26 protein-coding genes and 1 pseudogene are annotated in these 23,729 nt (G+C 43.9%); 15 read left to right on the plus strand and 12 right to left on the minus strand.

Going from position 1 to position 23,729, the window contains the following annotated elements; translation table 11 throughout:
* Positions 1–22: 22 nt before the first annotated feature.
* Positions 23–454 carry a GNAT family N-acetyltransferase gene (locus OCV12_RS18115; RefSeq protein WP_261886786.1) on the plus strand — a complete coding sequence of 144 codons (432 nt, stop codon included), beginning with the start codon at positions 23–25 and terminating at the stop codon, positions 452–454.
* Positions 455–601: 147 nt separating this feature from the next.
* Here OCV12_RS18115 and OCV12_RS18120 read toward each other — a convergent pair whose 3' ends face one another.
* Positions 602–817, minus strand: coding sequence for a hypothetical protein (locus OCV12_RS18120; RefSeq protein WP_261886787.1), 216 nt, complete (start codon positions 815–817; stop codon positions 602–604).
* A 450-nt stretch (positions 818–1,267) separates the two neighbouring features.
* Between OCV12_RS18120 and OCV12_RS18125 the strand changes: the two genes are divergently transcribed.
* From OCV12_RS18125 to OCV12_RS18135, 3 genes are all read left to right on the plus strand, one after another.
* Positions 1,268–1,528 (plus strand): DUF5062 family protein, encoded by a 261-nt coding sequence (locus OCV12_RS18125; RefSeq protein WP_065677671.1) that lies wholly within the window; start codon positions 1,268–1,270, stop codon positions 1,526–1,528.
* A 387-nt stretch (positions 1,529–1,915) separates the two neighbouring features.
* The gene (locus OCV12_RS18130) at positions 1,916–2,071 is read left to right on the plus strand and encodes a DUF5993 family protein (protein WP_162884309.1); all 156 of its coding nucleotides are present in this window, start codon (positions 1,916–1,918) and stop codon (positions 2,069–2,071) included.
* A 9-nt stretch (positions 2,072–2,080) separates the two neighbouring features.
* Positions 2,081–2,620 carry a disulfide bond formation protein B gene (locus OCV12_RS18135; protein ID WP_261886788.1) on the plus strand — a complete coding sequence of 180 codons (540 nt, stop codon included), beginning with the start codon at positions 2,081–2,083 and terminating at the stop codon, positions 2,618–2,620.
* 8 nt (positions 2,621–2,628) lie between these two features.
* Here OCV12_RS18135 and OCV12_RS18140 read toward each other — a convergent pair whose 3' ends face one another.
* The 5 genes from OCV12_RS18140 to OCV12_RS18160 form a co-directional block, all read right to left on the minus strand.
* Entirely contained in the window at positions 2,629–3,540 is a 912-nt protein-coding gene (locus tag OCV12_RS18140; RefSeq protein ID WP_261887142.1) for an IS3 family transposase, read from the minus strand.
* The gene (locus tag OCV12_RS18145; RefSeq protein WP_261886789.1) at positions 3,537–4,046 is read right to left on the minus strand and encodes a helix-turn-helix domain-containing protein; all 510 of its coding nucleotides are present in this window, start codon (positions 4,044–4,046) and stop codon (positions 3,537–3,539) included. Before OCV12_RS18145 ends, OCV12_RS18140 begins: the two co-directional genes overlap by 4 nt.
* A gap of 106 nt (positions 4,047–4,152) precedes the next feature.
* Positions 4,153–4,782 carry a bifunctional 4-hydroxy-2-oxoglutarate aldolase/2-dehydro-3-deoxy-phosphogluconate aldolase gene (locus OCV12_RS18150; protein WP_261886790.1) on the minus strand — a complete coding sequence of 210 codons (630 nt, stop codon included), beginning with the start codon at positions 4,780–4,782 and terminating at the stop codon, positions 4,153–4,155.
* A gap of 10 nt (positions 4,783–4,792) precedes the next feature.
* Entirely contained in the window at positions 4,793–5,749 is a 957-nt protein-coding gene (locus OCV12_RS18155; protein ID WP_261886791.1) for a sugar kinase, read from the minus strand.
* Positions 5,750–5,853: 104 nt separating this feature from the next.
* Positions 5,854–7,287, minus strand: coding sequence for a PTS transporter subunit EIIC (locus tag OCV12_RS18160; RefSeq protein ID WP_261886792.1), 1,434 nt, complete (start codon positions 7,285–7,287; stop codon positions 5,854–5,856).
* 261 nt (positions 7,288–7,548) lie between these two features.
* On the opposite strand from OCV12_RS18160, the gene OCV12_RS18165 reads away from it, so the two are divergent.
* Positions 7,549–8,748: an enolase C-terminal domain-like protein gene (locus OCV12_RS18165; RefSeq protein ID WP_123285465.1), complete on the plus strand. Its 1,200-nt coding sequence runs from the start codon at positions 7,549–7,551 to the stop codon at positions 8,746–8,748.
* Positions 8,749–8,930: 182 nt separating this feature from the next.
* On the opposite strand, the gene OCV12_RS18170 is transcribed toward OCV12_RS18165, so the two are convergent.
* Together OCV12_RS18170 and OCV12_RS24945 are read right to left on the minus strand one after the other, a co-directional pair.
* Positions 8,931–9,638 carry a GntR family transcriptional regulator gene (locus OCV12_RS18170; RefSeq protein ID WP_017631450.1) on the minus strand — a complete coding sequence of 236 codons (708 nt, stop codon included), beginning with the start codon at positions 9,636–9,638 and terminating at the stop codon, positions 8,931–8,933.
* Between the two features lie 227 nt (positions 9,639–9,865).
* Positions 9,866–10,448 (minus strand): annotated as a pseudogene (locus OCV12_RS24945) (membrane dipeptidase); the annotation flags it as partial.
* 45 nt (positions 10,449–10,493) lie between these two features.
* Between OCV12_RS24945 and OCV12_RS18185 the strand changes: the two are divergent.
* The 4 genes from OCV12_RS18185 (at position 10,494) to OCV12_RS18200 (ending at position 13,457) form a co-directional block, all read left to right on the plus strand.
* Positions 10,494–11,228 (plus strand): helix-turn-helix domain-containing protein, encoded by a 735-nt coding sequence (locus tag OCV12_RS18185; RefSeq protein ID WP_239847553.1) that lies wholly within the window; start codon positions 10,494–10,496, stop codon positions 11,226–11,228.
* 67 nt (positions 11,229–11,295) lie between these two features.
* Positions 11,296–11,778 (plus strand): type II secretion system protein, encoded by a 483-nt coding sequence (locus tag OCV12_RS18190; protein ID WP_261886795.1) that lies wholly within the window; start codon positions 11,296–11,298, stop codon positions 11,776–11,778.
* Positions 11,779–11,954: 176 nt separating this feature from the next.
* Entirely contained in the window at positions 11,955–12,578 is a 624-nt protein-coding gene (locus OCV12_RS18195) for an HAD family hydrolase (protein ID WP_261886796.1), read from the plus strand.
* A gap of 39 nt (positions 12,579–12,617) precedes the next feature.
* A complete protein-coding gene (locus tag OCV12_RS18200) occupies positions 12,618–13,457 on the plus strand; it encodes a hypothetical protein (RefSeq protein ID WP_261886797.1) in 840 nt (279 codons plus the stop codon).
* Between the two features lie 72 nt (positions 13,458–13,529).
* Here OCV12_RS18200 and OCV12_RS18205 read toward each other — a convergent pair whose 3' ends face one another.
* Positions 13,530–14,105 carry a sugar O-acetyltransferase gene (locus OCV12_RS18205; protein WP_261886798.1) on the minus strand — a complete coding sequence of 192 codons (576 nt, stop codon included), beginning with the start codon at positions 14,103–14,105 and terminating at the stop codon, positions 13,530–13,532.
* A 153-nt stretch (positions 14,106–14,258) separates the two neighbouring features.
* Complete coding sequence (gene add / locus OCV12_RS18210; RefSeq protein WP_017631457.1) at positions 14,259–15,257, minus strand: adenosine deaminase; 999 nt, start codon at positions 15,255–15,257, stop codon at positions 14,259–14,261.
* A 120-nt stretch (positions 15,258–15,377) separates the two neighbouring features.
* Here add and OCV12_RS18215 point away from each other — a divergent pair, with 120 nt between their 5' ends.
* Complete coding sequence (locus tag OCV12_RS18215; protein WP_017098499.1) at positions 15,378–16,313, plus strand: LysR substrate-binding domain-containing protein; 936 nt, start codon at positions 15,378–15,380, stop codon at positions 16,311–16,313.
* Between the two features lie 136 nt (positions 16,314–16,449).
* Entirely contained in the window at positions 16,450–17,901 is a 1,452-nt protein-coding gene (locus OCV12_RS18220; protein WP_261886799.1) for a glutathione synthase, read from the plus strand.
* 87 nt (positions 17,902–17,988) lie between these two features.
* On the opposite strand, the gene OCV12_RS18225 is transcribed toward OCV12_RS18220, so the two are convergent.
* On the minus strand, positions 17,989–18,762 hold the full coding sequence (locus tag OCV12_RS18225) for an AraC family transcriptional regulator (protein ID WP_261886800.1): 774 nt from the start codon (positions 18,760–18,762) through the stop codon (positions 17,989–17,991).
* A gap of 97 nt (positions 18,763–18,859) precedes the next feature.
* On the opposite strand from OCV12_RS18225, the gene OCV12_RS18230 reads away from it, so the two are divergent.
* The 4 genes from OCV12_RS18230 to OCV12_RS18245 all read left to right on the plus strand — a co-directional run bounded on the left by OCV12_RS18230 (position 18,860) and on the right by OCV12_RS18245 (position 23,101).
* Positions 18,860–19,981 carry a multidrug effflux MFS transporter gene (locus OCV12_RS18230; RefSeq protein WP_261886801.1) on the plus strand — a complete coding sequence of 374 codons (1,122 nt, stop codon included), beginning with the start codon at positions 18,860–18,862 and terminating at the stop codon, positions 19,979–19,981.
* Between the two features lie 168 nt (positions 19,982–20,149).
* A complete protein-coding gene (locus OCV12_RS18235) occupies positions 20,150–20,668 on the plus strand; it encodes a TetR/AcrR family transcriptional regulator (protein ID WP_261886802.1) in 519 nt (172 codons plus the stop codon).
* Entirely contained in the window at positions 20,665–21,720 is a 1,056-nt protein-coding gene (locus OCV12_RS18240) for an alcohol dehydrogenase family protein (protein WP_261886803.1), read from the plus strand. The genes OCV12_RS18235 and OCV12_RS18240 overlap by 4 nt, the downstream gene beginning before the upstream one ends.
* A 235-nt stretch (positions 21,721–21,955) precedes the next feature.
* Positions 21,956–23,101 carry an HDOD domain-containing protein gene (locus tag OCV12_RS18245; RefSeq protein WP_261886804.1) on the plus strand — a complete coding sequence of 382 codons (1,146 nt, stop codon included), beginning with the start codon at positions 21,956–21,958 and terminating at the stop codon, positions 23,099–23,101.
* Positions 23,102–23,261: 160 nt separating this feature from the next.
* On the opposite strand, the gene OCV12_RS18250 is transcribed toward OCV12_RS18245, so the two are convergent.
* Positions 23,262–23,660, minus strand: coding sequence for a DUF1090 domain-containing protein (locus OCV12_RS18250; protein WP_261886805.1), 399 nt, complete (start codon positions 23,658–23,660; stop codon positions 23,262–23,264).
* Positions 23,661–23,729 lie beyond the last annotated feature (69 nt).

Raw genomic sequence — 23,729 nt, forward strand, 5'->3', positions numbered from 1 at the left:
TCAGTTCAATCCAGAGAAAATTATGACTATAGAAAATGTGCTTCCTGAAGATTACGCAGAAATGCTTAAGGTTTGGGAAAATTCAGTCCGAGCAACTCATGACTTTATTACAGAAGAAGATATTGAGTTTTTTAAACCTATCATCATGGAACATGCGTTCCCTACGGTTTCTTTGAAATGCGTAAAAAATGAAAGTGGTTCGATTGTTGGCTTCGTGGGTGTCCATGATGCAAAAGTCGAGATGCTTTTCGTTTTGAATGAAGTTCGAGGACAAGGAGTAGGTACGGTGTTGTTGCAACATGCGATTGAGCAGCTAGCAGCCACCAAAGTTGACGTCAATGAGCAAAACCCGCAAGCGGTAGGTTTCTATCAGCACATGGGGTTCAAAATTGAATCACGCTCTCCACTTGATGATATGGGAAAACCATTTCCAATTCTGCATATGACGCTGTAAGACTCGGTTGTCGTATCACTCGGTTGTAATCAACCACAGTCGCTAGAAGAAAAGCCCAAAGCTAATAACTTTGGGCTTTTCCGTATCTGGTAGCCAGCATTTTATAATGAAATTAAAAAAGATAATGCTTGGCGAATATCTGGATGATTAATGCATACCTGAACGCATCTTATCGGCCATTGCAAAGAACACAAACAACACAAAGCATACAAGCGCAACACACAGTGAGGCGATGATGGTTGTAGCATCTTTGGAAATCAGTGGCACGACGATAGAAGCTAATGCTATCAACATAATAAGGATATGAACGATTCGTCCGGGAATAGGGTTTTTATGACAGAATGAAGCCCATAGGTAACGCATTTTTAACACCAGTATAAAATTAGTGGGTTTATTCTATTTCTCTAGTGAGTGTTTTGTAAATGACTTTTTCACTACAGGTGACTGTAAACATGATCTAAGTCTTTATGTTATAAAACCGATTAAATAACATAAAGTTATCGCTCATTGATAGAATTGGTATTATTCATATGATTATTCATAGTATTCCGTATCTTTTGGAATGATAAGTCAAAAATTGTTCGATTTTTGGTTTCTTGACTGAGGATCTCATTTATTGAGTCTTCTATTAAGAGACTTTTTGCGTATTACCATTCATGCTTTCAATGTCAATTAGGTTGGCATTTGATTTGAATCTGTAATTCGTTTTACTTTCTTTATCAAAACGATTTTTCGAATTGGGATCACTGTAATCTTGTCTAAGATTCTGTTTGATATACTCAATATTCACTCGATAAAGATGATGGAGATGACATGTCGAAAACCGCGAAGATCATTAATGAAGATAAGCTGGTAAAAAAAGCAGTTGAAGTCGGTTTTAAGATGGCAAAACTACAAGGTTTTGATTTGCCGAATTCATCTCAACCGATCAAGGTTAAAGCGGTGTACTTGTTCCTTGTTGAAGTCAATCAGATCACACCTCTCCCGGAGAGCAAGCTTGATGGTGCCAATATCAAGAAGCGACTAGCGTTATGGCTACACAATGCATTACCCGATAATGACCCTCTGAAGTAAGCTGACACTATCTCGTTTTTATTATTGAAACCTAGCGACTATTCGCTAGGTTTTTTGTTTTATGGAGTGGTCATTTACCATTTGAGCGTCGGCCAACGTTGTAAGTGTAGTCAATCGCTTTATCTATGTTCCGTTTGCTGTTATGCCGGATGTGATAGGTGTTCACTTTGCTAGAAATGGAGTGTTACTTGCATCATTGAGTAAAGGCATGGATCTATTAGTTACGGGAACTTGACAGTTTAGAGCTTACTAACAAGTATTAAGTTGATGATTTTAAATCCGTAATCCATAGGTTTGCCGATGTTGAATGCTTTAGGGCGTAGGTGTGGATATTCATTCTGACGTTCAATATGACTGGACTTGATAAATAGCGAGGGAATACCTCTTATGATGTCTTTACTGTTTCTACTATTACTCGTGGCGATGTTATGCGCTTTTTTCGAGAAGAAGACCGCGGCTTATGGCTTTTTTGCGGGCTCTGTGATCCTTGGGTTGTATTGGTTTAATCACCATGCGACCGATTCATTACCCATCCTATTGTAAGGAGCTAACATGAATCGAAATCAGTTAACGCTCCTAAATACGCTTGGCCTACTCGGCATGACAGCCGTTCTGTTGATAGGCTTTATCCTTCAATTTGTGCTTCATGAGTTGCCTTGTCCGCTGTGTTTATTGCAACGTATCGGCTTTGTGATGGTTGCGTTTGGTTTTATGTTGAATGTGGTTTATGGACCTCAATCTCGGCACTATGGCATTGTTTTGATTGGCGCTTTATACGGTGTCGCTACCTCGCTAAGACAGGTCTCGTTACATGTGATCCCAGGTACGCCCGGCTATGGTAGTCCTATCTTTGGAATGCACTATTACACGTGGGCGTTTGTGTTATTTGCTGCGACCATATTCGCGGTTGCCGTTATTTTAATATTGACCAACAAAGAGCAGTCTCAAGAAGCGTACAAGATGAGTAACTTGGGGCGTGTGGCGTGCTTGTTAGCCATCGTCGTGGTTGCACTTAATGCTATCGCCACCTTTGTTGAATGTGGCCCTTATCAGTGCCCTGACAACCCTGTGACTTATTGGTTGCTTAACTAATTGAATCATCAGTAGTTCATAGCAAAAAGAAAAGCCACAGCAATTTGAAGTGACCCCGTAAAGTTGGACATTTCTGTTAAGCGGCTTTCAAGGCCTGAGCTCGATATTCTATCGGAGTCAGGCCTTTTAGTTTCACTTTTATACGTTTGGTATTGTAAATACTCGATGTATTCTTTGATTTGCTCTATTAGAGCATCTGCATCTTCAAAGCTTTGGTTGTGATACATCTCTGTTTTGAGTAAAGCAAAAAAGTTTTCAGCAACCGCATTATCCAAGCAGTTACCTTTTCTCGACATGCTTTGCGTTAACCCACTCTCCGCTACCTTTTTCTGATACTGTCGATGACGATATTGCCAACCTTGGTCGCTATGTATAATTGGCTTTGAGTTGGGTTTAAGCGTTGATATAGCCTCCGTTAGCATATCCGTGACAAGCGGCAAGCAGGCATTCTTGGCCACTCTATAAGCAACCACCTCCTGAGTAAACAAGTCGACAACGGGAGATAAGTATACTTTCTGCTCTTTGACTTTAAACTCCGTGACATCAGTTACCCATTTTTCATCGGGTTGAGTCGCACTAAAATCTCTTTCAAGCACGTTGGGAGCAGCTGTTCCAGACTCTCCTCGGTATGAACGATACTTTTTAATCCTGACCGTCGATTTAAGGTTGAGCTGAGCCATAAGCCTTTGAACCGTTTTGTGATTAAGCACGAACCCCCGATTTTTTAGTTCCAAGTGAATACGGCGGTAGCCGTATCGTCCCTTATGCTCATGATAAATTGACTTTATCAACCGCAGCTCACGTTCGTAGCTATTTGGGCGCTTGCTCGTTTGAGCCTGATAATAAAAGACACTTTTTGCCAGCTGTAGAGTGTGCAGTAAGTGCTTTAACGGGTACTTGCCTTTAAGAGTTAGAGCTATGACCGCTTTTTCTTTGTTCGACGGTTTTTTTCCTGCTCCAACTCTTCCAACTTTTTTAGAACGGCATTCTCGGTTCGCAAGTAGAGCAACTCCTCTTTTAGCTCCTCAAGCGTCATTTCATCATCAGGCTTAGTGGTACGTTGAGGGTGCTGTTTCATTGGAGGTCTTCCTTTCTGGCGCATTTTGAGCCCTTTGATACCGAGCTCATTAAATCTTTTGAGCCAGACAGAGAGTATCCCAGGGGATGAGAGGTTTAATATTGCGCTAGTGTGCGTGAGAGACCAATCATTCGTCCACATTAAATTCAATGCTTTTCGTTTTTCCTGAGCAATAGCAGCATGCTTAGTTGGTAAAAATGAGTTAGCACCATGGATGGCAAAGACTTGAGCCCAATACCGTATCTGTCTTGAAGAAATTGAATATTGTTTTGCTAAGTAGAGAGATGATGTGCCATCTAAGTATTGCTTGGCAATGATACATTTTAGCTCTCGGTTATATTTGGACATAAAAAGACCCCCAATAATTGGTGTCCAACTATTGGGGGGCAGTTCAATTGCTGTGGCTTTGTTGTTATAGAGTCAAGAGAGCTTGTTCTTTCTAGAACGTTATCGACTAACGATTCACCTGCTCAACAATCTCTCGTGTTAGTCGGGCAATCTCGTCCCACTCGCCATTGGTAACGAGTTTCTTGTCCACCATCCATGTACCACCGCAGGCTAATACTTGAGGTACTGCTAAGTAGCTATCGATGTTAGATGGCGTGATGCCACCGGTAGGCATGAGTCGAATATCGCCATATGGGCCAACGAGTGATTTCACCATGTTGAGTCCACCAGAGGCTTCTGCTGGGAAGAACTTGAGAGTCGTTAGTCCCATCTCTAGTGCGGCTTCAACTGTGCTTGGGTTGTTAACACCTGGAACAATATCGATGCCGATCTCTTGGCACGCTTTGACTGTATTTGGATTGAAACCAGGAGAAACCACGAATGTCGCGCCCGCTTCTTTAGCGGCGAGTGCTTGCTCGCCGTTTAAGATGGTTCCCGCGCCAATAAGCATGTCTGGCTGTGCTTGGCGAAGCAATCGAATCGCTTCAACCGCAGCATCTGAACGGAACGTAATCTCTGCTGCGGGCAGTCCATTTTCTGCTAACGCTTTACCTAGTGGAATGATGTCTTCTGCGTTATCGATGGCAATGACAGGAATCACTTTAAGGGCTTGCAGTTGGTCGTTAATTGTAGACATATTGTACTTCTTAATTCGTTGTGAAAAGTGTATCTGTGATGCTTTTAGGGATGATGGCACCATGATGTTGGATGACTAATCTCGCCAGTGCGTTACCTTGACGACAGGCTTGCTCAACAGAGCCGCCAGATAGATAGCAAGACAAGAATCCGCCATTGAATGAATCGCCTGCTGAGGTGCTATCGACCACGGTTTCTACTGGTGTGGTTTCAATTAGGCTTGGTGTATGGGCTGGAGATTCACTCACCAAACAGCCTTCAGCACCGAGTTTAACAACGATGGTTTTTACGCCCAGTTTATGTAGTCGGTCGATGGTGTCTTGAGGTGTTTGATCACCCCATAGTTGCTGTTCATCATCAAAGGTAACCAAGGCGATATCAGAGGTTTGATAACCTAATCGATAGCACTCTTTGGTCGCGCTTTCTGAATCCCATAACTTTGGTCGGTAATTGCTATCAAAGGCGATAGTGATGCCACGCGCTCTTAAGGTTTGGATAACCTCTAGTAATTTGAGTTGATCGCCATGTGGCAATATCGAGAGTGAAATCCCGCTGAAAAAGATCATATCCACATCGTTTAATGCATGGCAGATATCATCGAAATTAGGGTGTTGGACTAGATAGCGTGCAGCGGAGTTGTTGCGCCAATATAAGAAGGTTCTCTCGCCTTCGTTATCTAGCTGAATCAAATACAAGCCCGGAGAGCGTTTCTCGTCGATAAGTACAAGATCTGTCGATATGCCTTCATCTTGCCAGCGTTCTCGCATCTGTTGGCTAATGGCGTCAGCACCAAGTGCAGTAACGTAACTTATACGTACTGCAGAGTTGCCGTTAGCATAGCTGGTGGCACTCCGGTTCAAGTAAACCGCTGCGTTGAGCGTGTCTCCGCCATAGCTTTGTTGCATGGCGCCAAAGGGCGCGCCATTCAGTTCAATCATGCATTCGCCGATAATCGCAATATGGCTCATAGTGTGGCCTTATAAAAAGTGAGTTTGCTCGGTATCAAATAATGAAACGTGGCTACACAAGAGGTAGCCACGTGAATCCTTGAACCCATGAATAGGAAAGGGGATTACTTGTTGTCTAGCTTTACGAACAACATTGTTAGAACGAAAGACAGTGCGAATACACCCACCACCCCCATCAGTGCTTGAATGAAGTTTTGCGTACCGCCTGCAAGGTAAGCTGGCAAGCTGAATACAGAAGAAAGAATGTAGCTTGTTAAGTGCGTATCGATTGTTACCGAGATAGCACCGAACACACCTGCAGCTAAACTCGCTGTCATCATCGCTTTGGTGTATTTAGTTAGTACACCGAACAGAGCTGGTTCTGTGATACCTAGAATCGCCGTAACACTTGAGCCCATTGTGATTGAAGATTGCTCTTTAGAAACCGTCTTGCGCTGTTTATGCCAGATAGCCATAGTTGCACCCGCAATCGCCATGTTACCCAGACACATGATAGGCATCAGTAGATCCTTACCATACAGTGCGAAGTTGTTGAGGCTGATTGGCGTCATGCTGTGGTGAATACCAAACACAATCGTAATAGGGCGAGTAAGGCCAAACACAAAGCCTGTTAATGTCGGAGAGATCTCCAGTAGTGAACTCATTACCCAACCCGCTCCGTTACTTAGCCAGATACCTGCTGGACCAACAAAAGACAGTGTGATGGTTGAAGTTACCGTAAAGGCCAGCAGTGGTGTAAATACAGGTTTCGCAGAAGACGGTACTAGTCGGTCAACTAGTGGAGTCACTTTAGACAGTAACCAGATTGCTAGGATCGCAGGAACGATTGCGCCGCCGTAATTGAGCAGCTCAATAGGCACTACGCCAAGAACGGTCAGCTCTGGAGCCGCGCCCGCTTCTTTTAACATAGATGCTTTATCGACAAGCAGTGGCGCTAGCATGGCAGAAGAGACAGCAAGTGCGATGTATTCGTTTACTTTGAATACCTTAGCGGCAGAGAAAGAAACCAGCATAGGTAAGAAGAAGAACACAGCGACAGAAATTGAACGGAAGAAGTAAACCGTGTCTGAAGTTTCAGAGATAACATTGGTTGCAATAAGGCCAGACAACAGGCCCATCAACATACCAGCACCAGCGATTGCCGGTACAACTGGACCAAAGATGCCTGCAACAATGCGCATCACGCCTTGGAATAGCTTGCCTTTCTCTAGCTCATCGGCCGGAGTCGCGTCAGCTTGTTGAGTATTGGAAAGCGCGTTGAACCACTTTTCTACCTCAACCCCGATGATGACTTGGGTTTGGCCTTGTTGAAGTACCACACCTTTCACATCAGCGATCTGCTTGATCGCTTCTTCATCTACCAGCAACTCGTCTGCTAATTTGAATCGTAACCTTGTCATACAGTGCGTGATACTCACGATATTGTCTTCACCACCAACAGCAGTGACTAATAACTGTATATTTTCTTTGAAATTTTTCTTTTTCGATGATGACTTAGAGTTATTCATAACGGCATCACTCTTTTCTACCATTTGCATACTACACCTGTTATTGGAATATATTTAACTCGAGAAATCATAACGACAACCAATTTAAATCCAACGGAGTAAAAAGAGATCTCAATCACATTTAAAATCCGAAAAATTAATTTTTCACCGTTTTTTACCAATTGGTATGTTTTGTTTATCAAAAAAAAACACTTAACGTACCAATTATTTTAGGGCGAAAATTAGCGCTTGAAATGTGATTTTTAAAACGGTTAGATAATAGGAGTTGACTTAAGTTTAGGTTATTTAATTGTGAAAGAAACTATTATATCTGACATCCATTGTATTATTACGAAACCAGACAGACACAACCTAATTACCGTTGTGGTTGAAACGAATGAAGGTGTGACTGGCTTTGGTTGTGCGACATTCCAACAACGACCACTTGCTGTAAAAACAATGGTTGATGAATACTTAAAACCTATTCTTATTGGAAAAAACGCCAATAATATTGAAGACTTATGGCAAATGATGATGGTTAACGCTTACTGGCGAAATGGCCCTGTCATCAATAATGCAATTTCTGGTGTTGATATGGCACTGTGGGATATTAAAGCTAAGTTAGCGGGCATGCCACTGCACCAATTGTTTGGTGGTAAGTCTCGTGATGCTATTCCTGTATACACGCACGCGACTAGCGATACCATGGAAGGCATTTATGAGTTGGTTGAAGGTTTCTTAGAGAAAGGCTACAAGCACATTCGTTGTCAGCTGGGTTTCTATGGTGGTGTTCCAACCGATTTACATACTACTCAAAATCCGACTGAAGGCTCGTACTACGACCAAGATCAGTACATGGACAATACTCTAACGATGTTTAAGTCGCTGAGAGAGAAATATGGTAACCAATTCCATATTCTTCATGATGTTCATGAGCGCCTTTTCCCAAATCAAGCGATACAATTTGCGAAAGAAGTCGAGCAATATAAGCCGTACTTCATCGAAGATATTCTTCCGCCAAATCAAACAGAGTGGCTAGACAATATTCGTAGTCAGAGCTCAGTATCATTGGGTTTAGGTGAGTTATTTAATAACCCTGAAGAGTGGAAGTCTCTGATCGCTAATCGTCGTATCGACTTCATCCGTTGCCATGTTTCACAAATCGGTGGTATTACGCCCGCTCTGAAACTTGGTCACTTATGTCAGAATTTCGGTGTTCGTATTGCATGGCACTGCCCGCCAGATATGACGCCAATTGGTGCTGCGGTCAACACGCATTTGAACGTGCATTTACACAATGCGGCGATTCAAGAGCATGTTGAATACAATGAGAATACACATAAGGTGTTCCCGAATGCGGCAGAGCCAATCAATGGTTACTTATACGCATCTGAAATCGCAGGTATTGGTGTCGAGATCGACCGAGAAGTCGCCGCGGAATTTCCTGTGATGTATCGCCCCCACGAGTGGACACAGAGTCGCCTTCCTGATGGCGCAATCCATACCCCTTAACTCGTATTTTTAATATCCAATGGTCGCTATAAGCGGCCATTCTTTATTTAATCTCTTTACCAAGCATTGCGTAATATCAATGACTATATTCTTAGTACCATTAAATTAATGACATTAAAAGTTAACTAATATTAGTGGTTAATCCATAAAGCAATTAAATGTTTATAAATATAATTGAAAGATTACTTCTTATCTCGGTAACTCATGCTTTCACTGTTAAAAGGCGTGTGATACGTACATTGGTAATTAATGTCGATGATATCGCTGACGATAAACAGTTCGCCCGATGCTAAGAAACCTCGGTTGGTGATGTTCATCGCTGCCGCATTCTTTTTACAGCCAAGCAGTTCAGCATCTTCTTTAGAAACATTGATGGCTTGATAAGTCGTTAAATAGCTGTCGATCTGCAGCCCTTTTGATAAAGCATGCTTTTGAATTGAGCTCTCTATGATCTCAGCATTCATTTCCGGAAATACGCTAACGGGTATTTTGGCTTCTTCGATTTGAACCACTTTATTGTTGATCAATCGAAGACGCCTAATTTTCCAAATATATTCGTTGTCGTTTAAGGAAAAAATCTGCTGCTCGTGATTGTCGGGTAATGCTTTGTTTAACTGAATCTTTTTGTAAGAGATTTCTTCAAAGCTATTCTCCGTGATCGAGTTGTACACGAGAGGAGTACCAATCAGAGCGGTGTTGACGAAGTAGCCCGAACCTACCTTAGATGTCACCATGCCAATGGCTTCTAGCTTTGCTAGTGCTTTTCGAATAGTAAATCGAGATAACCCATATATTTCAGAGAGTTCTCTTTCTGCTGGAAGCTTATGGCTGATACTGTTTTGACAGATTTTACTCACAATATCTTGGACAACTAATTCGTATTTTTTCATAGTTCGATAACGTTAAAGTGTATTCACTGTGGCTAAAGAATAGTGAACTAAATCAAGGATTCAGCACGCTCTGAATAGCTAGTAATTATAACATATAAGGTTATGTGGGGGATGGTAATTGAGAGGCGCGATGCACGTAATTGGAGTTATATAGAGATAAAAAAGCACGCCACTATCGGCGTGCTTCATGTCTATTGTGCTCGTTAGAAATTGACTCGGCTAACAAGCTACATCGTCAAGTTTTCATTTCTCAACTTGGTGAGCGCTTTAAGGCGTTTTGCATACTCTTTTTGGAATTCGTCAGGGTCTGCGCCTTCAGATACTTGAGCGTAAACTCGCATCTTGTTGCCGCCGTAGATCTTGGCTAGATCATCGTTGCTGTAACCGCGTTTCCAAAGTTCGTCGGTGATGGCAGCAAGGATCTTCGACAGTTCACCATTACCGGTAGCGCCTTTGTTGAACGCCTCAATCATGTAGCCGCCATCGTCGTACATTTTCGCGTTCTTGGTGGCGAAATCCAGAGAACATATCGTCTGTCGCGATGCCCACGTAGTCGACGCCTACCAATTTCACGTAGTAATCGATCATATCCGCAGCTTGAACAGGAGATATATCTTCAGGCCAAATACCGTCCATCATCCACTCGGTAAAGGTCGGGGCAACGTAGCCACCTGATTTAGCAGCGCGTATCGCTTCATCATCTGGTATGGCACGGTAACAACCTTGTGGCGTAGCATCGGGTTCACTCTTATAAAGCCCAGCAGGCACTGAGTGTGTATAAACAAATGGAGTCCCAGGATACTTCTTTTCCTACAGCGCCTTAGGGCTAACCTGAGTCCGAATGAGTTCATTACTGTGCTGTTAGAGAGCACCAATCAAGCAGCCAAAGAACTTCGATTCTCTGCTATTTCGATGCAAGATTTCCTTGATACTTTCCCCATTGAAAAGCTGTCTGTGGAGCAAAGTAAGGAAGGATTATTTGTCTCATTCGAGACGTCAATGCAGTCTGCTAGTCGTGTAGAATCTGAGTTGTTTCTTATCGCTTATACTCACGCTTACTTACAGGCTCACTATGCAGAGCTTGGTAAACCTATTCGATATGATTTGAAGGCAGCCAACTCGCAGGCGTTAAGCGAGTTAAAAATCCAAACCGAAACTCCTCAATACCTTGGGCAAGAGCAAACGTGCATTCAATACGCACCGTTCGATACGGTTGGTGTGCTTGGTGTCGTTAAAGCCAAAGCCAAACCCATGACTGATGCACGTAAGGTTGCTGAGACATTGTCGCCCTACATTGGTCGAATGGACATCGACTTAGACACATTTTGTGCTTTGAATGAGATTGGAAAACGCACCGTCCAGAGAGCGTTGAAAAAAGAAGAAACCACTTACAAGGCGATCAAAGAATCCTTAGTCATCGAGTTCGCGAAGCGGGTGATCTCGCAGCAAGGTTATTCAATATCTGATGTTGCGCTTCATTTAGGTTATGCCGACGCTTCGCAATTCATTAGGGCGTTCAAGCGAGTAAACGGGATCACACCTTATCAATGGCAAAAGGGTAGAAGAAAATCAAGTAATAGGAATGATTGACGGTATCATTTAATCAAGCTTGAATATATACTGCCTCCCGTTCCATAAAGAATATGAGATTTTTAAGATGAGAAGAACAAGTGGCTTTACTCTAATTGAACTTGTCGCCGTCGTTGTCGTACTTGGCATTCTTTCTGTGATTGCGGCACCCAGGTTCTTAGGTCTTCAATCTGATGCTAGAGCTGCGGCATTAGAAGGCCTTAAAGCGTCAATGGAAGGCGCAGCTTCGATTGTTTATGGTAAGGCAGCAGTCGCAGGGGTTGAAAACCTTCCAGTGTCGGATGGTCAAAGTACCTTAGTGGAAGGTGTTGTGACTGACTATGGTTATCCAACAGCCTCAGAGACTGGTATTGGAACGGCAGTACAAGGACTGCTCGGTGATGATAGTGACTGGAAGCAGCTTGGTTTACATACTGAATCAGAACCAAACGAAGTCATCGTCTATTCATTTGCTAACGCGTCTGAAGATGAAACCTGCGTCGTGATTTACCGTTCAAATGCTTCTGCAGGCGCACCCACGATTATCTCGTCTGATGCTGATTTGTGTTAATAAAATAAGCTTACGAATACTGAAAAAGGCCATCTTTACGATGGTCTTTTTTGTGCCTGCTCGGCGACATATTGTGATTTCAGTCCTCATTTTGTAAAACAAGATTATGAACTTTAAGATGCGGCATTTAATGTTTGTGTTGTTGCTATTTTATGTGACTAATTGAGGAGTAGGTTATGAGTTCGAATCAAATCAAAAATGTCGTGTTTGATGTGGGTAATGTGATTGTGCGTTGGTCGCCATTGGAAATTACTCAACTAACGTTTGGAAGTATCACCGACCCTGAAGCCCGAGCGCGTTCGATTTTTCAAAGTACTATTTGGTTAGATTTGAACAAAGGCTTTTTGACCGAAAATGAGGCTAAGCTCCGCTATCAACAAGAACTCAATTTATCTCCATTAGAGTGTGATCGCCTGTTCTATTACGTTAAACAAACGCAGATTTTACTGCATGGTTCTGTCGATCTTATCGAGCGTGTAAAGCGTGCTGGTTATGGTGTGTATGCACTTACTGACAACGTGGTCGAGATTGTTGAATACCTAAAATCAACCTATGAATTTTGGCCGCTGTTTGATGGTGCGGCGGTATCCGCTGAATTGGGCATGCTTAAACCGCAGCCTGAGATTTACCAAGCGCTGCTGTCTAATAATGGTCTTGAAGCTTCAGAAACTGTCTTCATCGATGATATGCCCTATAACGTTGAAGGGGCTAAGGCTGTAGGCATGGCTGGTATTCAGTTTATCGATGCAGTGCAGTGCGAAAATAGCTTAAACGCTCTGGGTGTCAATTTGAAACAGTGACACTCATTCGAATCATGTCTTCGTTTGAGGATATAGAAAATGAAAAGATACCCATCTAAGTTAATCGTTACGTTCTCGATTTTAGCAATATCGATACTGGTTTTAGTGGTGGCTGTTGCGCTTCAAATTCGTGGTGTTCAAGCATGTGATGATTGCTACGAATCAGACAAAGGACCGTTCAAGTATGTTCTTTACGATGGAACATCGCCCTCAGTTATTCCAAGCATCCATAATACCTTATTGATTAACCGCACTCCCTTAATGAAAACGTTCGAGCTTGATTCAATGCCGCCAGTTACCGTTAGAGTGTGGCGAAACCAAAAGGCCTATTTAGACGAGCAAGAAAGAAGCATCGGGCATCGATATGCGTTCTCTACTGGGTATATCGAACCTAAGAGTAATGAGATTAGGTTGCTCTATTTTGGTGGTGAAATTCATAAAACCGCTCTACATGAGTTTGTACATTTGTTGACTCTGCAAGTGAATCCGAATTTTGCAAATAATCCACGGTGGTTGTGGGAAGCTATCGCTATCTATAAGTCTGAAGATTATTGGTTTCACATGAGTAACAGACATGCCATTAGTCGCCGTTTCGACGGTCTGGCTCAGGACTTATACAACAAGCCAAACAGCACCTCGGCTGTTTATGAGCTTGGCTATACGGTCGGTGAGTTTATTGAACGTTCATGGGGAGAAGAGGCGTTTGTTGATCTCATTAAGAGCAATGGGGATCCCTCACAGCTTACCGACCAGCCAATAGAATCTCTGTTTTATGATTGGGAAAAGTTCGTCAAAACTACGTATTTGAGTGGCCCGAAAAGTGAGTATGAAAAAGCCATGGAACGAAGCCCATTCGATAGAAGAGACACGGTAAACTAATCAAAAAAGAGGTGATGTTGAATTAAAAACATCACCTCTTTTGTTATTCATTTTTGGTTTGTTGCTTCATGTTTATTCGTTGTCGTCACTTGGCTGATCAGTATTCAGGTATTGAATCAGCTTAGCTGGTGTGCCACCGTACAGGCAGTCTGGTGGTACGTCGCTGTTGACCACAGAGTTAGCCGCGATAACAGAGCGAGCACCAATAGTGACATCTTGGTTGATGACTGAGTTTCCGCCAATCCATACATCGTCTTCAACAATAATTGGAAAGCAGAAGGTTTCCCATTTACGACGACTTAGATGGTCTAGAGAGTGAGAGGCGGTGTAAAACTGAACGCTTGGCCCCACCAAAACATTATTACCAATCTTGATGTTCGCGCCATCAAGCATCACCACGTTCATGTTAATAAAGGTATCGTCACCAATCTCGATGGTTTTACCAAACTCACAATGGAAAGGAGGACGCACAACACTGCTGCCGATTTTGCCAAATAGAGTTGCTTGAAGGCTTGGTTGTTGAGTGTCGTCGGAACATTGATTGAAATCTGACAGAGCTTTACTGGTATGAGTGCGCATTTGGTCAATCTCATGATCGGCACCGTCAAAAACTTCGCCAGACAGCATTTTTTCGAGTTCTGTTTTCATTGTTTATATCTTCCGAATCAATATCGGTATTAGCATACGGATATACAGACATAAAAAAAGAGAAAAGCCTCAGCCTTTCTCTTCCTATTTTGTGCCTTTAAGCACTAATGCCAAGTGAACCTAGCAATTCAGCAGTAGGCGCACTTTGCCAAATTAGATTTGCTCAACGAAACCCATTAGGTGTTGTTTCACTTCATCTGAAGCAAATGCGCTCTCTACAGAGTACTTGTAGATTTCAGCGTAATCTTCTTTTGTTAGGCCGAATGTTTCACAAACACGCTTCACTTCGTTAGTCATGGTTGTGTTCGACACAGTGCGGTTGTCTGTGTTGATTGTTACAACGATGCCATCTTTTTTGAATTCAGCAATTGGGTGGTCGCTGAATTGGTGGATACATTTAGTTTGAACGTTACTTGTTGGGCAAGTCTCTAGTGCAACCTGCTTCTCTTTAACGATGTTGTACGCATCTTCGTTGCCTTGGATGTGAACACCGTGACCGATACGCTCAGCGTCTAGCATAGTGACTGCATCGTAAACGTTCTGACCATGCCATTGCTCACCAGCGTGAACTGTCACACGGTAGCCTTGTTCGATAGCATATTGCGTGTATTCAGGGAATTCAGCGCAGAAACCAGGCTTTTCACCACCGGCGATATCAAACGCAACAACACCTTTACCAAGGTAAGGTTTGCCTGCGTCGATTACGTCTTTGATAGAGTCTTTAGGGAACATTCGCAGTACAGACATGATGTAGTTGCCCTTGATGTCGTATTTCTCTTCAGCACGCTTCATGCCTTTTACTGCGCTTGCAATGATTGTATCAAGAGACAGACCTTTGTTTACGTGCAGGATTGGCGCAAAGCGAACTTCTAGGTACTTAACGTTTTCTAGTGCCGCGTCTTCGTAAAGCTCAAAAGAGATACGTTCAATTGCTTCTTCAGTCTGCATGACTTGCAGTGGCAGGCTGAAACAAGCTAGGTACTCATCTAGGTTTTTGCAATCTTCTGGCACAGTTAGAGATTGAACAACCGCATCGCGATCTTCAGGTAGTTCGATATTGTACTGTTTTGCTAGGTCAATAATCGTATCTGGGCGAACACTTCCGTCTAGGTGGCAGTGTAAATCAATCTTTGGTAGTGCTAGAAAATCCATGAGTATTCCTTAATTCTATTATTCTTTGAGCGTGTTAACTCACATGCGCTAAATTTACCAAGACCATGATATGATTTAAAGTGACAATTAATCATCATTAACCTGAATTTAGGGAATATCATGGTAGATGTTAAAAGCTTACTTAAATGCGATATGAATTTGCTGCTTTGCTTACACGTTCTGATTGAAGAGCGAAGCGTGAGTAAAACGGCAGAGCGACTCTTTTTGAGCCAGTCTGCGGTAAGTAAACAGCTCACCAAACTCAGAGCGTTGTTTGATGATCCGCTGTTTGAGCGCGAATCCAAGGGGCTATTCCCAACCCCTAAAGCACTGGCATTAGCGCCTAAGATCCACCAAATCTTGCTGCAGATCGAAAAGCTGACCGTTCCCGAAGTTTTCGATCCTAAAGACAGTGAGCGTACCTTCACTATAGACCTTGTCGAAACTGCCTACACGGCGATTTATCCGCACTTTATGCCGACAGCGCTTGCCGATGCGCCGCACATTACTATCAACAGTTCAACGTGGAGTAGTGACAGCTTTAAACGTTTATTAAAGCGTGAAGTTGATTTTGGTATCGGTATTTTCGAGTTGGATGAACGTGCTTCTACCCACGTGCAATGTATCCCTGATGAGTTGGATTACGTTGAGCTATGTTTGGATTATTCCGTGTGTTTGATGCGAAATGACCATCCAGCCTTGCAAGAAGAGTGGAACCTTGACACCTTCTTGAAGTATCGACACATACAGTTGGTGACGGGCGGAGCGGGCGACTGGCTATTGATGGAAGTGCTGAATTCTAAGCAGCTTGAAATCAACAAAGCCGCTAACGTGTCAGACATCACCAGCGCTATTAAGCTGTGTAAGCAAAGTGATTTGTTGATGTGTTATCCATACAACTCGGTACGCGATTACATTGATAGCGGTGAGTTGGTGATGAAGCCCGTTCCGGTCGATTTAGTGCCAGGAGGCTTGTTCTTGTTATGGCATAAATATTTCGACTCAGAACCGAGCCATAAATGGTTACGTGATTTGATCATCGAACAGACTCGATAGCTGAGATGTTTCAGGTATATAAGCCCTTGAAATAAAGAACAAACGTAATTATTTGATAAAAAGTTTCACTTTATTTCGTCTTTTGGGATTAAGCTTCGTCTTATTCTGGGTGCTATTTTTATTTGTAAGATGAGATATGACAATTCCACCATTATCACAACAGATTATTGAAGACGCGTGTGAGTGGGCGATCATGCACGGCGTTGCGTTCCGCCAGTCAGATAATACCGCTAGGCATTGCCCTTTCAGTATTGCGCCAATGACAATGGAACGTGAGGTTTATGAACACTTGCGCCGAGTGACTCCGCTTATCACTAAGCTGATTAGCAACGTGTCGGAAGATCATGATTTTCTGCAGTCCTCATTGAGTGATATGGCGCAAGCCGAACCATTTTTCGGTCGCTTGATGGCACTTCATCAACAAGCTCATGGCTGTGCGGATGAACGCTTGAACCCAGCTCGTCAGCCATTGTTATTGATGCGAACCGATTTTATGGACGATCGCCAACATGGCGCAAAAGTGATTGAATTCAATGGTATCGCTGCAGGCATGGCGCCTTTTGGTCAGCGCGCAACAGAATTTCACTCGTACATGCAAAACCAATGGCCAGAAACGTATAAGAACTGGCTAGAAGACCCGTCGGCAACACCTGCAGAGAACCAAGGCTTAACGCAGTTGGCTTATGGTATTGCAACGACTGCAAAGCAAGTTAAAGCGGACTTCAATGAGCAAGGCAAACCAGTTTTCTTGATGGTGGTGCAGAAGAACGAAGACAATGTGTATGACCAGCACTTACTTGAAGTCGAGCTACAAAAGCAGGGTGTTCGCACGGTTCGTCGTACTTTCGAACAATTGAGCTCTCAGCTTTCAACGGGCGATAACCAACGTCTTCTGCTGCAAGATGTCGGCGCTGTTGATGTTGTGTACCTAAGAGCGGGTTATCAGTATTCAGACTACTGGGCACCCGAGCTTAATGAATCCGTTTGTTGCCATACGCTAAGTCAGACGCGTTTGTTCATTGAGCAACACCATGTCGCTGTGAATGCCACATTCAGCCAACAACTAGCAACCAGTAAAACCATGCAAATGCTGCTGACCATGATGCCTGCGTCAGAATACGCACGCTGGGGTCTAACGCTAGAAGAAGCCGAATTGGTGAAGAGTGTTTTAGCCGATATGAAGCCAATCACCAGTGAGTCGATTGAATGGTTCAACACGCAAGCGAATAAGCAAGAATGGGTGTTAAAAAACCAAGGCGAGGGTGGCGGCCACTGTGTATTCGGCGACGATATCAGCGAGCAACTGAGCCAACTTAAGCCAGAAGAGTACGACGCATGGGCATTGATGCAGCGCTTGTACCCACACGAACGTGACGTACCGACCATCGCAGTGCGCGACACACAACAAACACTCGTAACAGATCTAGTCAGCGAAGTGGGTCTATTTACCGCTTACTATCAAGGTAAGCCAGTGACCGAACTGGACGGTTATGCGGGCTACTTGATCCGCAGTAAGCCAGCCAGCGAAAACGAAGGCGGGATCCACAGCGGAAAGGGTATTCTAGATTCGTTGGTGTTGATTGATTAACTCAATATCTCTTAATAAAACCAGAACCCACGTTCTGGTTTTTTTGTATTAGAACTAAGTCAAACTCAAGAGTTTGGATTACAACAATCACGCTCCCTGCTTGTTAAAAGCCAGTGGTGTTTGTCCGGTTTGCTGTTTGAAAAAGGCAATAAACGCGCTGTTGGATGAGAACTCTAACTGATGCGCCACATCGCCGACTTGTCGGTTCTCTGAGAGCAGTTCAATCGCTTTAAACAAGCGCCACTGTTGTCGCCATTCTTGATAGGTCATGCCTGTTTCTGCTTTGAACAATCGAGTAATCGTTTTGGTGCTTGCGCCAACTGAGTTCGCTAATGTCGATAATGCAGGGGCAAGAAAGGAAGTAGTTCGAACTTGCTTACAAAAGCTTTTAAAGCGGCGATCTGTGGGTAGCGGCAAGATGAACGAATGCTGATTGGCACTGTAAAATTCTTCCCAGAATAGGTTGGCGGTGTTGGTGGTTTGCTCCGGTGCGATGTTCCAATCCCAAAAGGCCATCTTATTGATCAGCGCTTTCAAAAGCTCGTTTACTTCGACAATCTCAATGGCCTCTGGGCAGGTGTAAATACTACTATCGAAATAGAGCGAGCGATAGGCAACCACGTTGGTCATTTGCGCTCGGTGCTTGGTATAGGGCGGGATCCACACGGCTTTGGTCGGCGGTAAAATGCAAAGGGCGTTTTCTAAGGTCAAGGTGATGCAGCCTTGCGGAGCATACAGAAGTTGCCCTTTAACGTGGTGATGTATGCCCGAGTCATGTTTGCCTAGCTCTGCGGCAATGCCAATTACAGGCGCGGGTAAACTGTCTGCATCAAACTCGGTAGTCTCACTAATTAATGCCATTTGTCCCAATCTTGTTGTTTTTGGTTTTAATGTTGTTAACGAGCCAAGGTTAGTTTCCTCTAGACTTCGCGTCAAGTTCACTGGTCTTGGAAAAATGATGAAAACAAAACCTTCTTTATGGCAAATGGTGCTGCTGTTGATGTTCCCTCAAATCGCAGAAACCATCTATAGCCCGACTCTGGATTCAATATCGAAATCCTTTGATGTCAGTTACACACAAGCTGCTCAAACTCTATCGATTTACTTCTCTGCATTTGCGGTGGGTGTGGTGGTATGGGGCGTGCTAGCGGATAAATGGGGACGTCGTCCCACCATGTTATTGGGGATGGGATTATTCGCTTGTTCAGCACTCATTGCCATGCAAACCGACAGTTTTACGTGGTTGATGATAGCAAGAGCGATGGGTGCTTTTGGACTTGCTGTTGGCTCTGTCGTCACTCAAACCATGCTTCGAGATGCTTTTGGCGGAACAGAGCTAGCCAAGGTATTTGGTTACATGGGTATGGGGTTGTCGATTAGCCCAATCATCGGATTGTTGCTAGGTGGTCAATTAAGCCAAGCAGGCGGGCATCAATATGTGTTTATTGCCTTATTTATTATGGTATTAGCTTTGCTGGTACATAGCTTATGGTCACTGCCTGAAACACAGCAATCTAAGCAGCCGTTGCAATTGAAATCACTCAGTATTCACATGATCAAAGACGGCGGTATTTGGGTATCGGCACTGCTTGTCGCGTCATTCAACATTGCATTGTTTTCGTATTACCAACTGGGTTCATTTACCTTCTTACAGCTTGGATTCAGCATTGAGCAGTTTGGTTATAGCGGCGTGGTGCTTGGGATTGGAACCTTGTTGGGAAGCTTGGTTAACAAAGCGCTCTTGAAGCGACAAGTATCATCTATCTCTTTGATTAGCTTAGCGGCAGGCCTTCAAACATTAGGTGCGGTGGGTGTGTATTTTTCACAACACACGATCTGGTTCTTGCTTCCGATGATGCTGGTGGTTATGGCGTTTGGTATTGCGATCCCTAATGTATTGAGCCGTGCGTTGGTGCGCTATCAATCTCAAGCAGGAAGTGCAGGCGCACTGTTTGGTTTGATGTATTACACCTTGATTGGTTCAGGGCTTGCTTTAGCAGGAATGATCCAAGATCTAGGTGTGGTGCTGGTACTTTGTGGTACGTTATCTGTGCTGGTGACGATACGCAGTCGACTCTAACTCAAACGGTAAACCTCTCATCTATATCGATAAATTCCGCATTCTATTGAGTGCGGAATTTTTCATTTTATTGATTCGTAAATTAGGATGTTGACATGGGTAGAGTGATCGTTCTACCCTGTAGGTAGAACAATCATTCTACCCTTTGTCGGGTATTGAGAGAGCACTATGTTGAGAGAACAGATTGCAGCAAGCCTTGAAGTAGCGTTCAGCCAACAAGGTTTTGCTGAGCCGAGCGTTGCACAGTTGAAAACCGCGTGCGGTGTGAGCCTAAGAACCCTGTATAAACACTTCCCTTCAAAAGAAGCGATGATTGTTGGTGCGTTGGAATACCGACACCAACGCTATCTCGATTTCTTATTGGAGGCGTCGCCTGAGGCTGGATTGGAATCTGTCACTCATATCTTCAACAAGCTCCAACAATGGTTAGAAGAGTATGCGCCGCATGGGTGCATGTCGATGAATGCGATTGCTGCGTTCCCAGATAATGAACTTATCAACCAAGCGGTTACGCAGCATAAAGAACAAGTTCGTTTGCTTATAGGCAAGCAGAGCCTGCGAGATGATCTCGCGACACCACTGTTTTTACTTCATGAAGGCGTATTAAGCGCGTGGCCAGTATTGGGCGAAGAAGCGGTGGCATCAGCACAGAATATGGTTACAAAATTACTCGAGGAAACACGATGAAATTCGAACTACCAAAGACAATGAAAGGCGTAGAGATGTTGGGTCACGGCGGAGCAGAAATGCTTGGCTACCGCGAAGATATCGCGGTTCCTCAAATCGAACCTAATGAAGTGCTGATCAAAGTGATGGCGGCAGGCGTTAACAATACCGATATCAATACACGAATCGGCTGGTACTCAAAAAGCGATGACTCAGACGACGCAAGTTGGTCGGGTGAAGCGTTAAAGTTCCCTCGTATTCAAGGTGCTGATGTGTGTGGTTTCATCGTAGCTGTCGGCAATGAAGTCTCTGCTGATCGTATTGGTGAGCGTGTGCTTATCGAACCTTGTTTAACCGAAGTGTACGGACGAGATCTGCCACAGCCATGGTATTTCGGCTCTGAGTGCGATGGTGGCTTTGCTGAATACACAAAAGTCGCAGCGAAACACGCTTATGCGGTGAACAGCACTATGTCGGATGTTGAGCTAGCGTCTTTCCCATGTTCTTACTCGACGGCAGAGAACATGCTGACTCGCGCAAATGTAGCTGAAGGTGATCGCGTACTTATCTCTGGCGCATCGGGCGGTGTCGGTTCGGCGGCGATTCAATTGGCGAAAGCGCGCGGTGCATACGTGATTGCAATTACTAGCCCAAGCAAGAACCAACAGTTACTTGAATTGGGTGCTGATGAGGTGATTGCTCGTGATGCTGATTTGGTGGAAGCATTAGGTGTAAGCAGTGTGCATGTGGTTATCGATTTGGTTGCCGGCGACAAGTGGCCAGAGTTTCTTGACGTCCTAAAACCGCATGGCCGTTATGCTGTATCAGGGGCGATTGGTGGTGCGATGGTCGAGCTCGATGTTCGTACTCTGTACCTGAAAGACCTTAGCTTTTTCGGTTGCACGGTTTTAGAACCGCAAGTATTCCAAAACTTGGTTAATCGTATTGAAAAACAGCAAATCGGCGCGATTGTCGCGGAGTCTTTCCCATTGGCTGACATCTATACTGCACAAGACGAGTTCTTGAAGAAAAAGCACGTCGGCAAGATCGTACTAGAAGTAGCAGAGCGCTAACTTTAGTCAGCTTCACTATTTAGATTGATGGAAGAGCGAGCAAGCTTTATTTGCTCGCTCTTTTTGTTTCTGGCGAATGCTGGAGGCTTGGCTTAACAAATCATTGAGTAACAGATCCTATACAGCTGAAAAATTAATGATTCATTTATCACTGTATGGTTTATGAGTCGCCTGTGCGATAATCACCGCCGTTATATATCCCGATCTATGTTGTATTCATCTAGGAGCCGTATTGATGTTTAAAAGGGTATTGCAGGCACTATTTTCCCCTTTCGTTACTAATCAAAGTAAGCAAAGTCATTCTTCAAAAAGTGTCTCCCAACAAGCTATCTCTCAACAAGCTATCTCCCAACAAAGGACCTCTGAGCAGGAAAACGTTAAAGCAGAGCAAGTCACGCCTCGCTCTTCGATCTTTGTTCCGCCTTCGTCTGCTCAGCCATCATCATTAATTGTCGATAAAACGATAAGCCTTCACGATGGCGAGTTTCTTGATTATCTGTTTGGAGAATCACGCCTGAGAACAGAGTCAGACCCGTTTAGCGACTTTGTGGCTTGCCAAATCGAACGTTTGATTCGTTCTCCGAAAGCGCTGCTTAATGAGTTGCCTGTTATGCCAGCCTCTGTCACGACACTAATGGGTGAACTACAGAGCGATGAGTTTGATGTCGAGGCACTGTTAAGGGTGATTGAGCGAGAGCCAAGCATGGCTGCCGATGTGATTAAACTGGCTAACAGCGCCTTCTACAAGCGCAGTGAAAAACAAGTTACCGACTTGAAGACCGCTTTCCTAAACATGGGTTCACAAGGGCTAATTGAAGGCGTGGTGAACTCTTACATGAAGAACTTTACGCCGGGTAATAACATTTACTGGCGTCATTTCGGTGAGAAGATTTGGAATCACAGCATCCAAACCGCGTCTTTTTCTAAGGAGCTGATGAAAGAGTCACAAGCTCAAGAAGACCAAGCCACAGCCTATTTTGTTGGCTTGATTCGTAATCTAGGCAAGATGATCATCTTCCAAATGATGGTCGAAGCTTTTAAACATGTTGATCCTTCTGTTCCACCGAATTCGTTAGCATTGAAGCGTTTGATGAACAGCTACTCTATTCGTTTGACCTACACCATTGCCAAGTTTTGGGAAATGCCGGAATCGGTGCTGACGGTGATTGGATACCAAGAATCGAGCCGATACCAATGCACACCGCTTGGCCAAGCCGTGTTTGAGGCTAACTACCTAAGCGAGTTGAAATACTTATTGGAAGAGCAGGCGATTGATATTGAGCAGTTTAAAGCTCGATGCAAAGAAACATTGATGTCACCAGCGGCATTCAAAGTGGCTAACCGCATCTATCAAGAGTCCGAATTAGCATTGGCAGGATAAGCTAGTGGCTTAGGGCTTCGTGACCAAGGAGCTAGGGATTAGTCGTGTTTATTCTGGATACTGTTTTTCAGCAGTAGACTGTAAATGGTCTTACGAATCAGTAAGACCATTTTAGTTTTGAGTTGACTGTATTTTGTTTTGAATTGATCGCAACAGCGGTTTAGGGGATTTCAGCCAGCTCCTGCTTTAAGCTATCGATCTTGCGCAGTTCCTTGTCGATTTTATGTTGGTACTTTTGGACCTTATCGGCTTTGTCGTCTTGTTTAGCTTCTTCTAAGTCGGCTCTGTACTCGGCCAAATCTTCTTCATTGGATTCGATTTTTTCACGGAGTTCGTCTTTCAAACCTTCGTTGGTGCAGTTCTCTTTCGCAGCTTTCAGTGCGGTGGTCAATCGCTCGACTTTGTATTGATTGTCGTACTGTTCCGCTTTCTTGATTTGGTATTCGATCTCGCAGAACTTCTTCTCACAGCCTGTGAGCGCATCGCATTCAGTGCTTGCCATGCTGTTAAATGAAAATGCACATAGAAACAGCATTGAGCCTTTTAGATGTCGATTCATGATTTACCTTCTAATGGGTCTGTTGAATTTGAGTCGAGTTCCCTCGTAATCTAGCACTCCCGTTGTTTG

Origin of the sequence: Vibrio pomeroyi (assembly GCF_024347595.1) — a bacterium.
GTDB classification, from domain to species: domain Bacteria; phylum Pseudomonadota; class Gammaproteobacteria; order Enterobacterales; family Vibrionaceae; genus Vibrio; species Vibrio pomeroyi.

Excerpts from the sequence above, each read along its gene's own strand:
- OCV12_RS18115 (WP_261886786.1), top strand. The coding sequence starts at position 23 with ATGACTATAGAAAATGTGCTTCCTGAAGATTACGCAGAAATGCTTAAG.
- OCV12_RS18120 (WP_261886787.1), bottom strand. The coding sequence starts at position 817 with ATGCGTTACCTATGGGCTTCATTCTGTCATAAAAACCCTATTCCCGGA.
- OCV12_RS18125 (WP_065677671.1), top strand. The coding sequence starts at position 1,268 with ATGTCGAAAACCGCGAAGATCATTAATGAAGATAAGCTGGTAAAAAAA.
- OCV12_RS18130 (WP_162884309.1), top strand. The coding sequence starts at position 1,916 with ATGATGTCTTTACTGTTTCTACTATTACTCGTGGCGATGTTATGCGCT.
- OCV12_RS18135 (WP_261886788.1), top strand. The coding sequence starts at position 2,081 with ATGAATCGAAATCAGTTAACGCTCCTAAATACGCTTGGCCTACTCGGC.
- OCV12_RS18145 (WP_261886789.1), bottom strand. The coding sequence starts at position 4,046 with ATGTCCAAATATAACCGAGAGCTAAAATGTATCATTGCCAAGCAATAC.
- OCV12_RS18150 (WP_261886790.1), bottom strand. The coding sequence starts at position 4,782 with ATGTCTACAATTAACGACCAACTGCAAGCCCTTAAAGTGATTCCTGTC.
- OCV12_RS18155 (WP_261886791.1), bottom strand. The coding sequence starts at position 5,749 with ATGAGCCATATTGCGATTATCGGCGAATGCATGATTGAACTGAATGGC.
- OCV12_RS18160 (WP_261886792.1), bottom strand. The coding sequence starts at position 7,287 with ATGCAAATGGTAGAAAAGAGTGATGCCGTTATGAATAACTCTAAGTCA.
- OCV12_RS18170 (WP_017631450.1), bottom strand. The coding sequence starts at position 9,638 with ATGAAAAAATACGAATTAGTTGTCCAAGATATTGTGAGTAAAATCTGT.
- OCV12_RS18190 (WP_261886795.1), top strand. The coding sequence starts at position 11,296 with ATGAGAAGAACAAGTGGCTTTACTCTAATTGAACTTGTCGCCGTCGTT.
- OCV12_RS18195 (WP_261886796.1), top strand. The coding sequence starts at position 11,955 with ATGAGTTCGAATCAAATCAAAAATGTCGTGTTTGATGTGGGTAATGTG.
- OCV12_RS18200 (WP_261886797.1), top strand. The coding sequence starts at position 12,618 with ATGAAAAGATACCCATCTAAGTTAATCGTTACGTTCTCGATTTTAGCA.
- OCV12_RS18205 (WP_261886798.1), bottom strand. The coding sequence starts at position 14,105 with ATGAAAACAGAACTCGAAAAAATGCTGTCTGGCGAAGTTTTTGACGGT.
- add (WP_017631457.1), bottom strand. The coding sequence starts at position 15,257 with ATGGATTTTCTAGCACTACCAAAGATTGATTTACACTGCCACCTAGAC.
- OCV12_RS18215 (WP_017098499.1), top strand. The coding sequence starts at position 15,378 with ATGGTAGATGTTAAAAGCTTACTTAAATGCGATATGAATTTGCTGCTT.
- OCV12_RS18220 (WP_261886799.1), top strand. The coding sequence starts at position 16,450 with ATGACAATTCCACCATTATCACAACAGATTATTGAAGACGCGTGTGAG.
- OCV12_RS18225 (WP_261886800.1), bottom strand. The coding sequence starts at position 18,762 with ATGGCATTAATTAGTGAGACTACCGAGTTTGATGCAGACAGTTTACCC.
- OCV12_RS18230 (WP_261886801.1), top strand. The coding sequence starts at position 18,860 with ATGAAAACAAAACCTTCTTTATGGCAAATGGTGCTGCTGTTGATGTTC.
- OCV12_RS18235 (WP_261886802.1), top strand. The coding sequence starts at position 20,150 with ATGTTGAGAGAACAGATTGCAGCAAGCCTTGAAGTAGCGTTCAGCCAA.
- OCV12_RS18240 (WP_261886803.1), top strand. The coding sequence starts at position 20,665 with ATGAAATTCGAACTACCAAAGACAATGAAAGGCGTAGAGATGTTGGGT.
- OCV12_RS18245 (WP_261886804.1), top strand. The coding sequence starts at position 21,956 with ATGTTTAAAAGGGTATTGCAGGCACTATTTTCCCCTTTCGTTACTAAT.
- OCV12_RS18250 (WP_261886805.1), bottom strand. The coding sequence starts at position 23,660 with ATGAATCGACATCTAAAAGGCTCAATGCTGTTTCTATGTGCATTTTCA.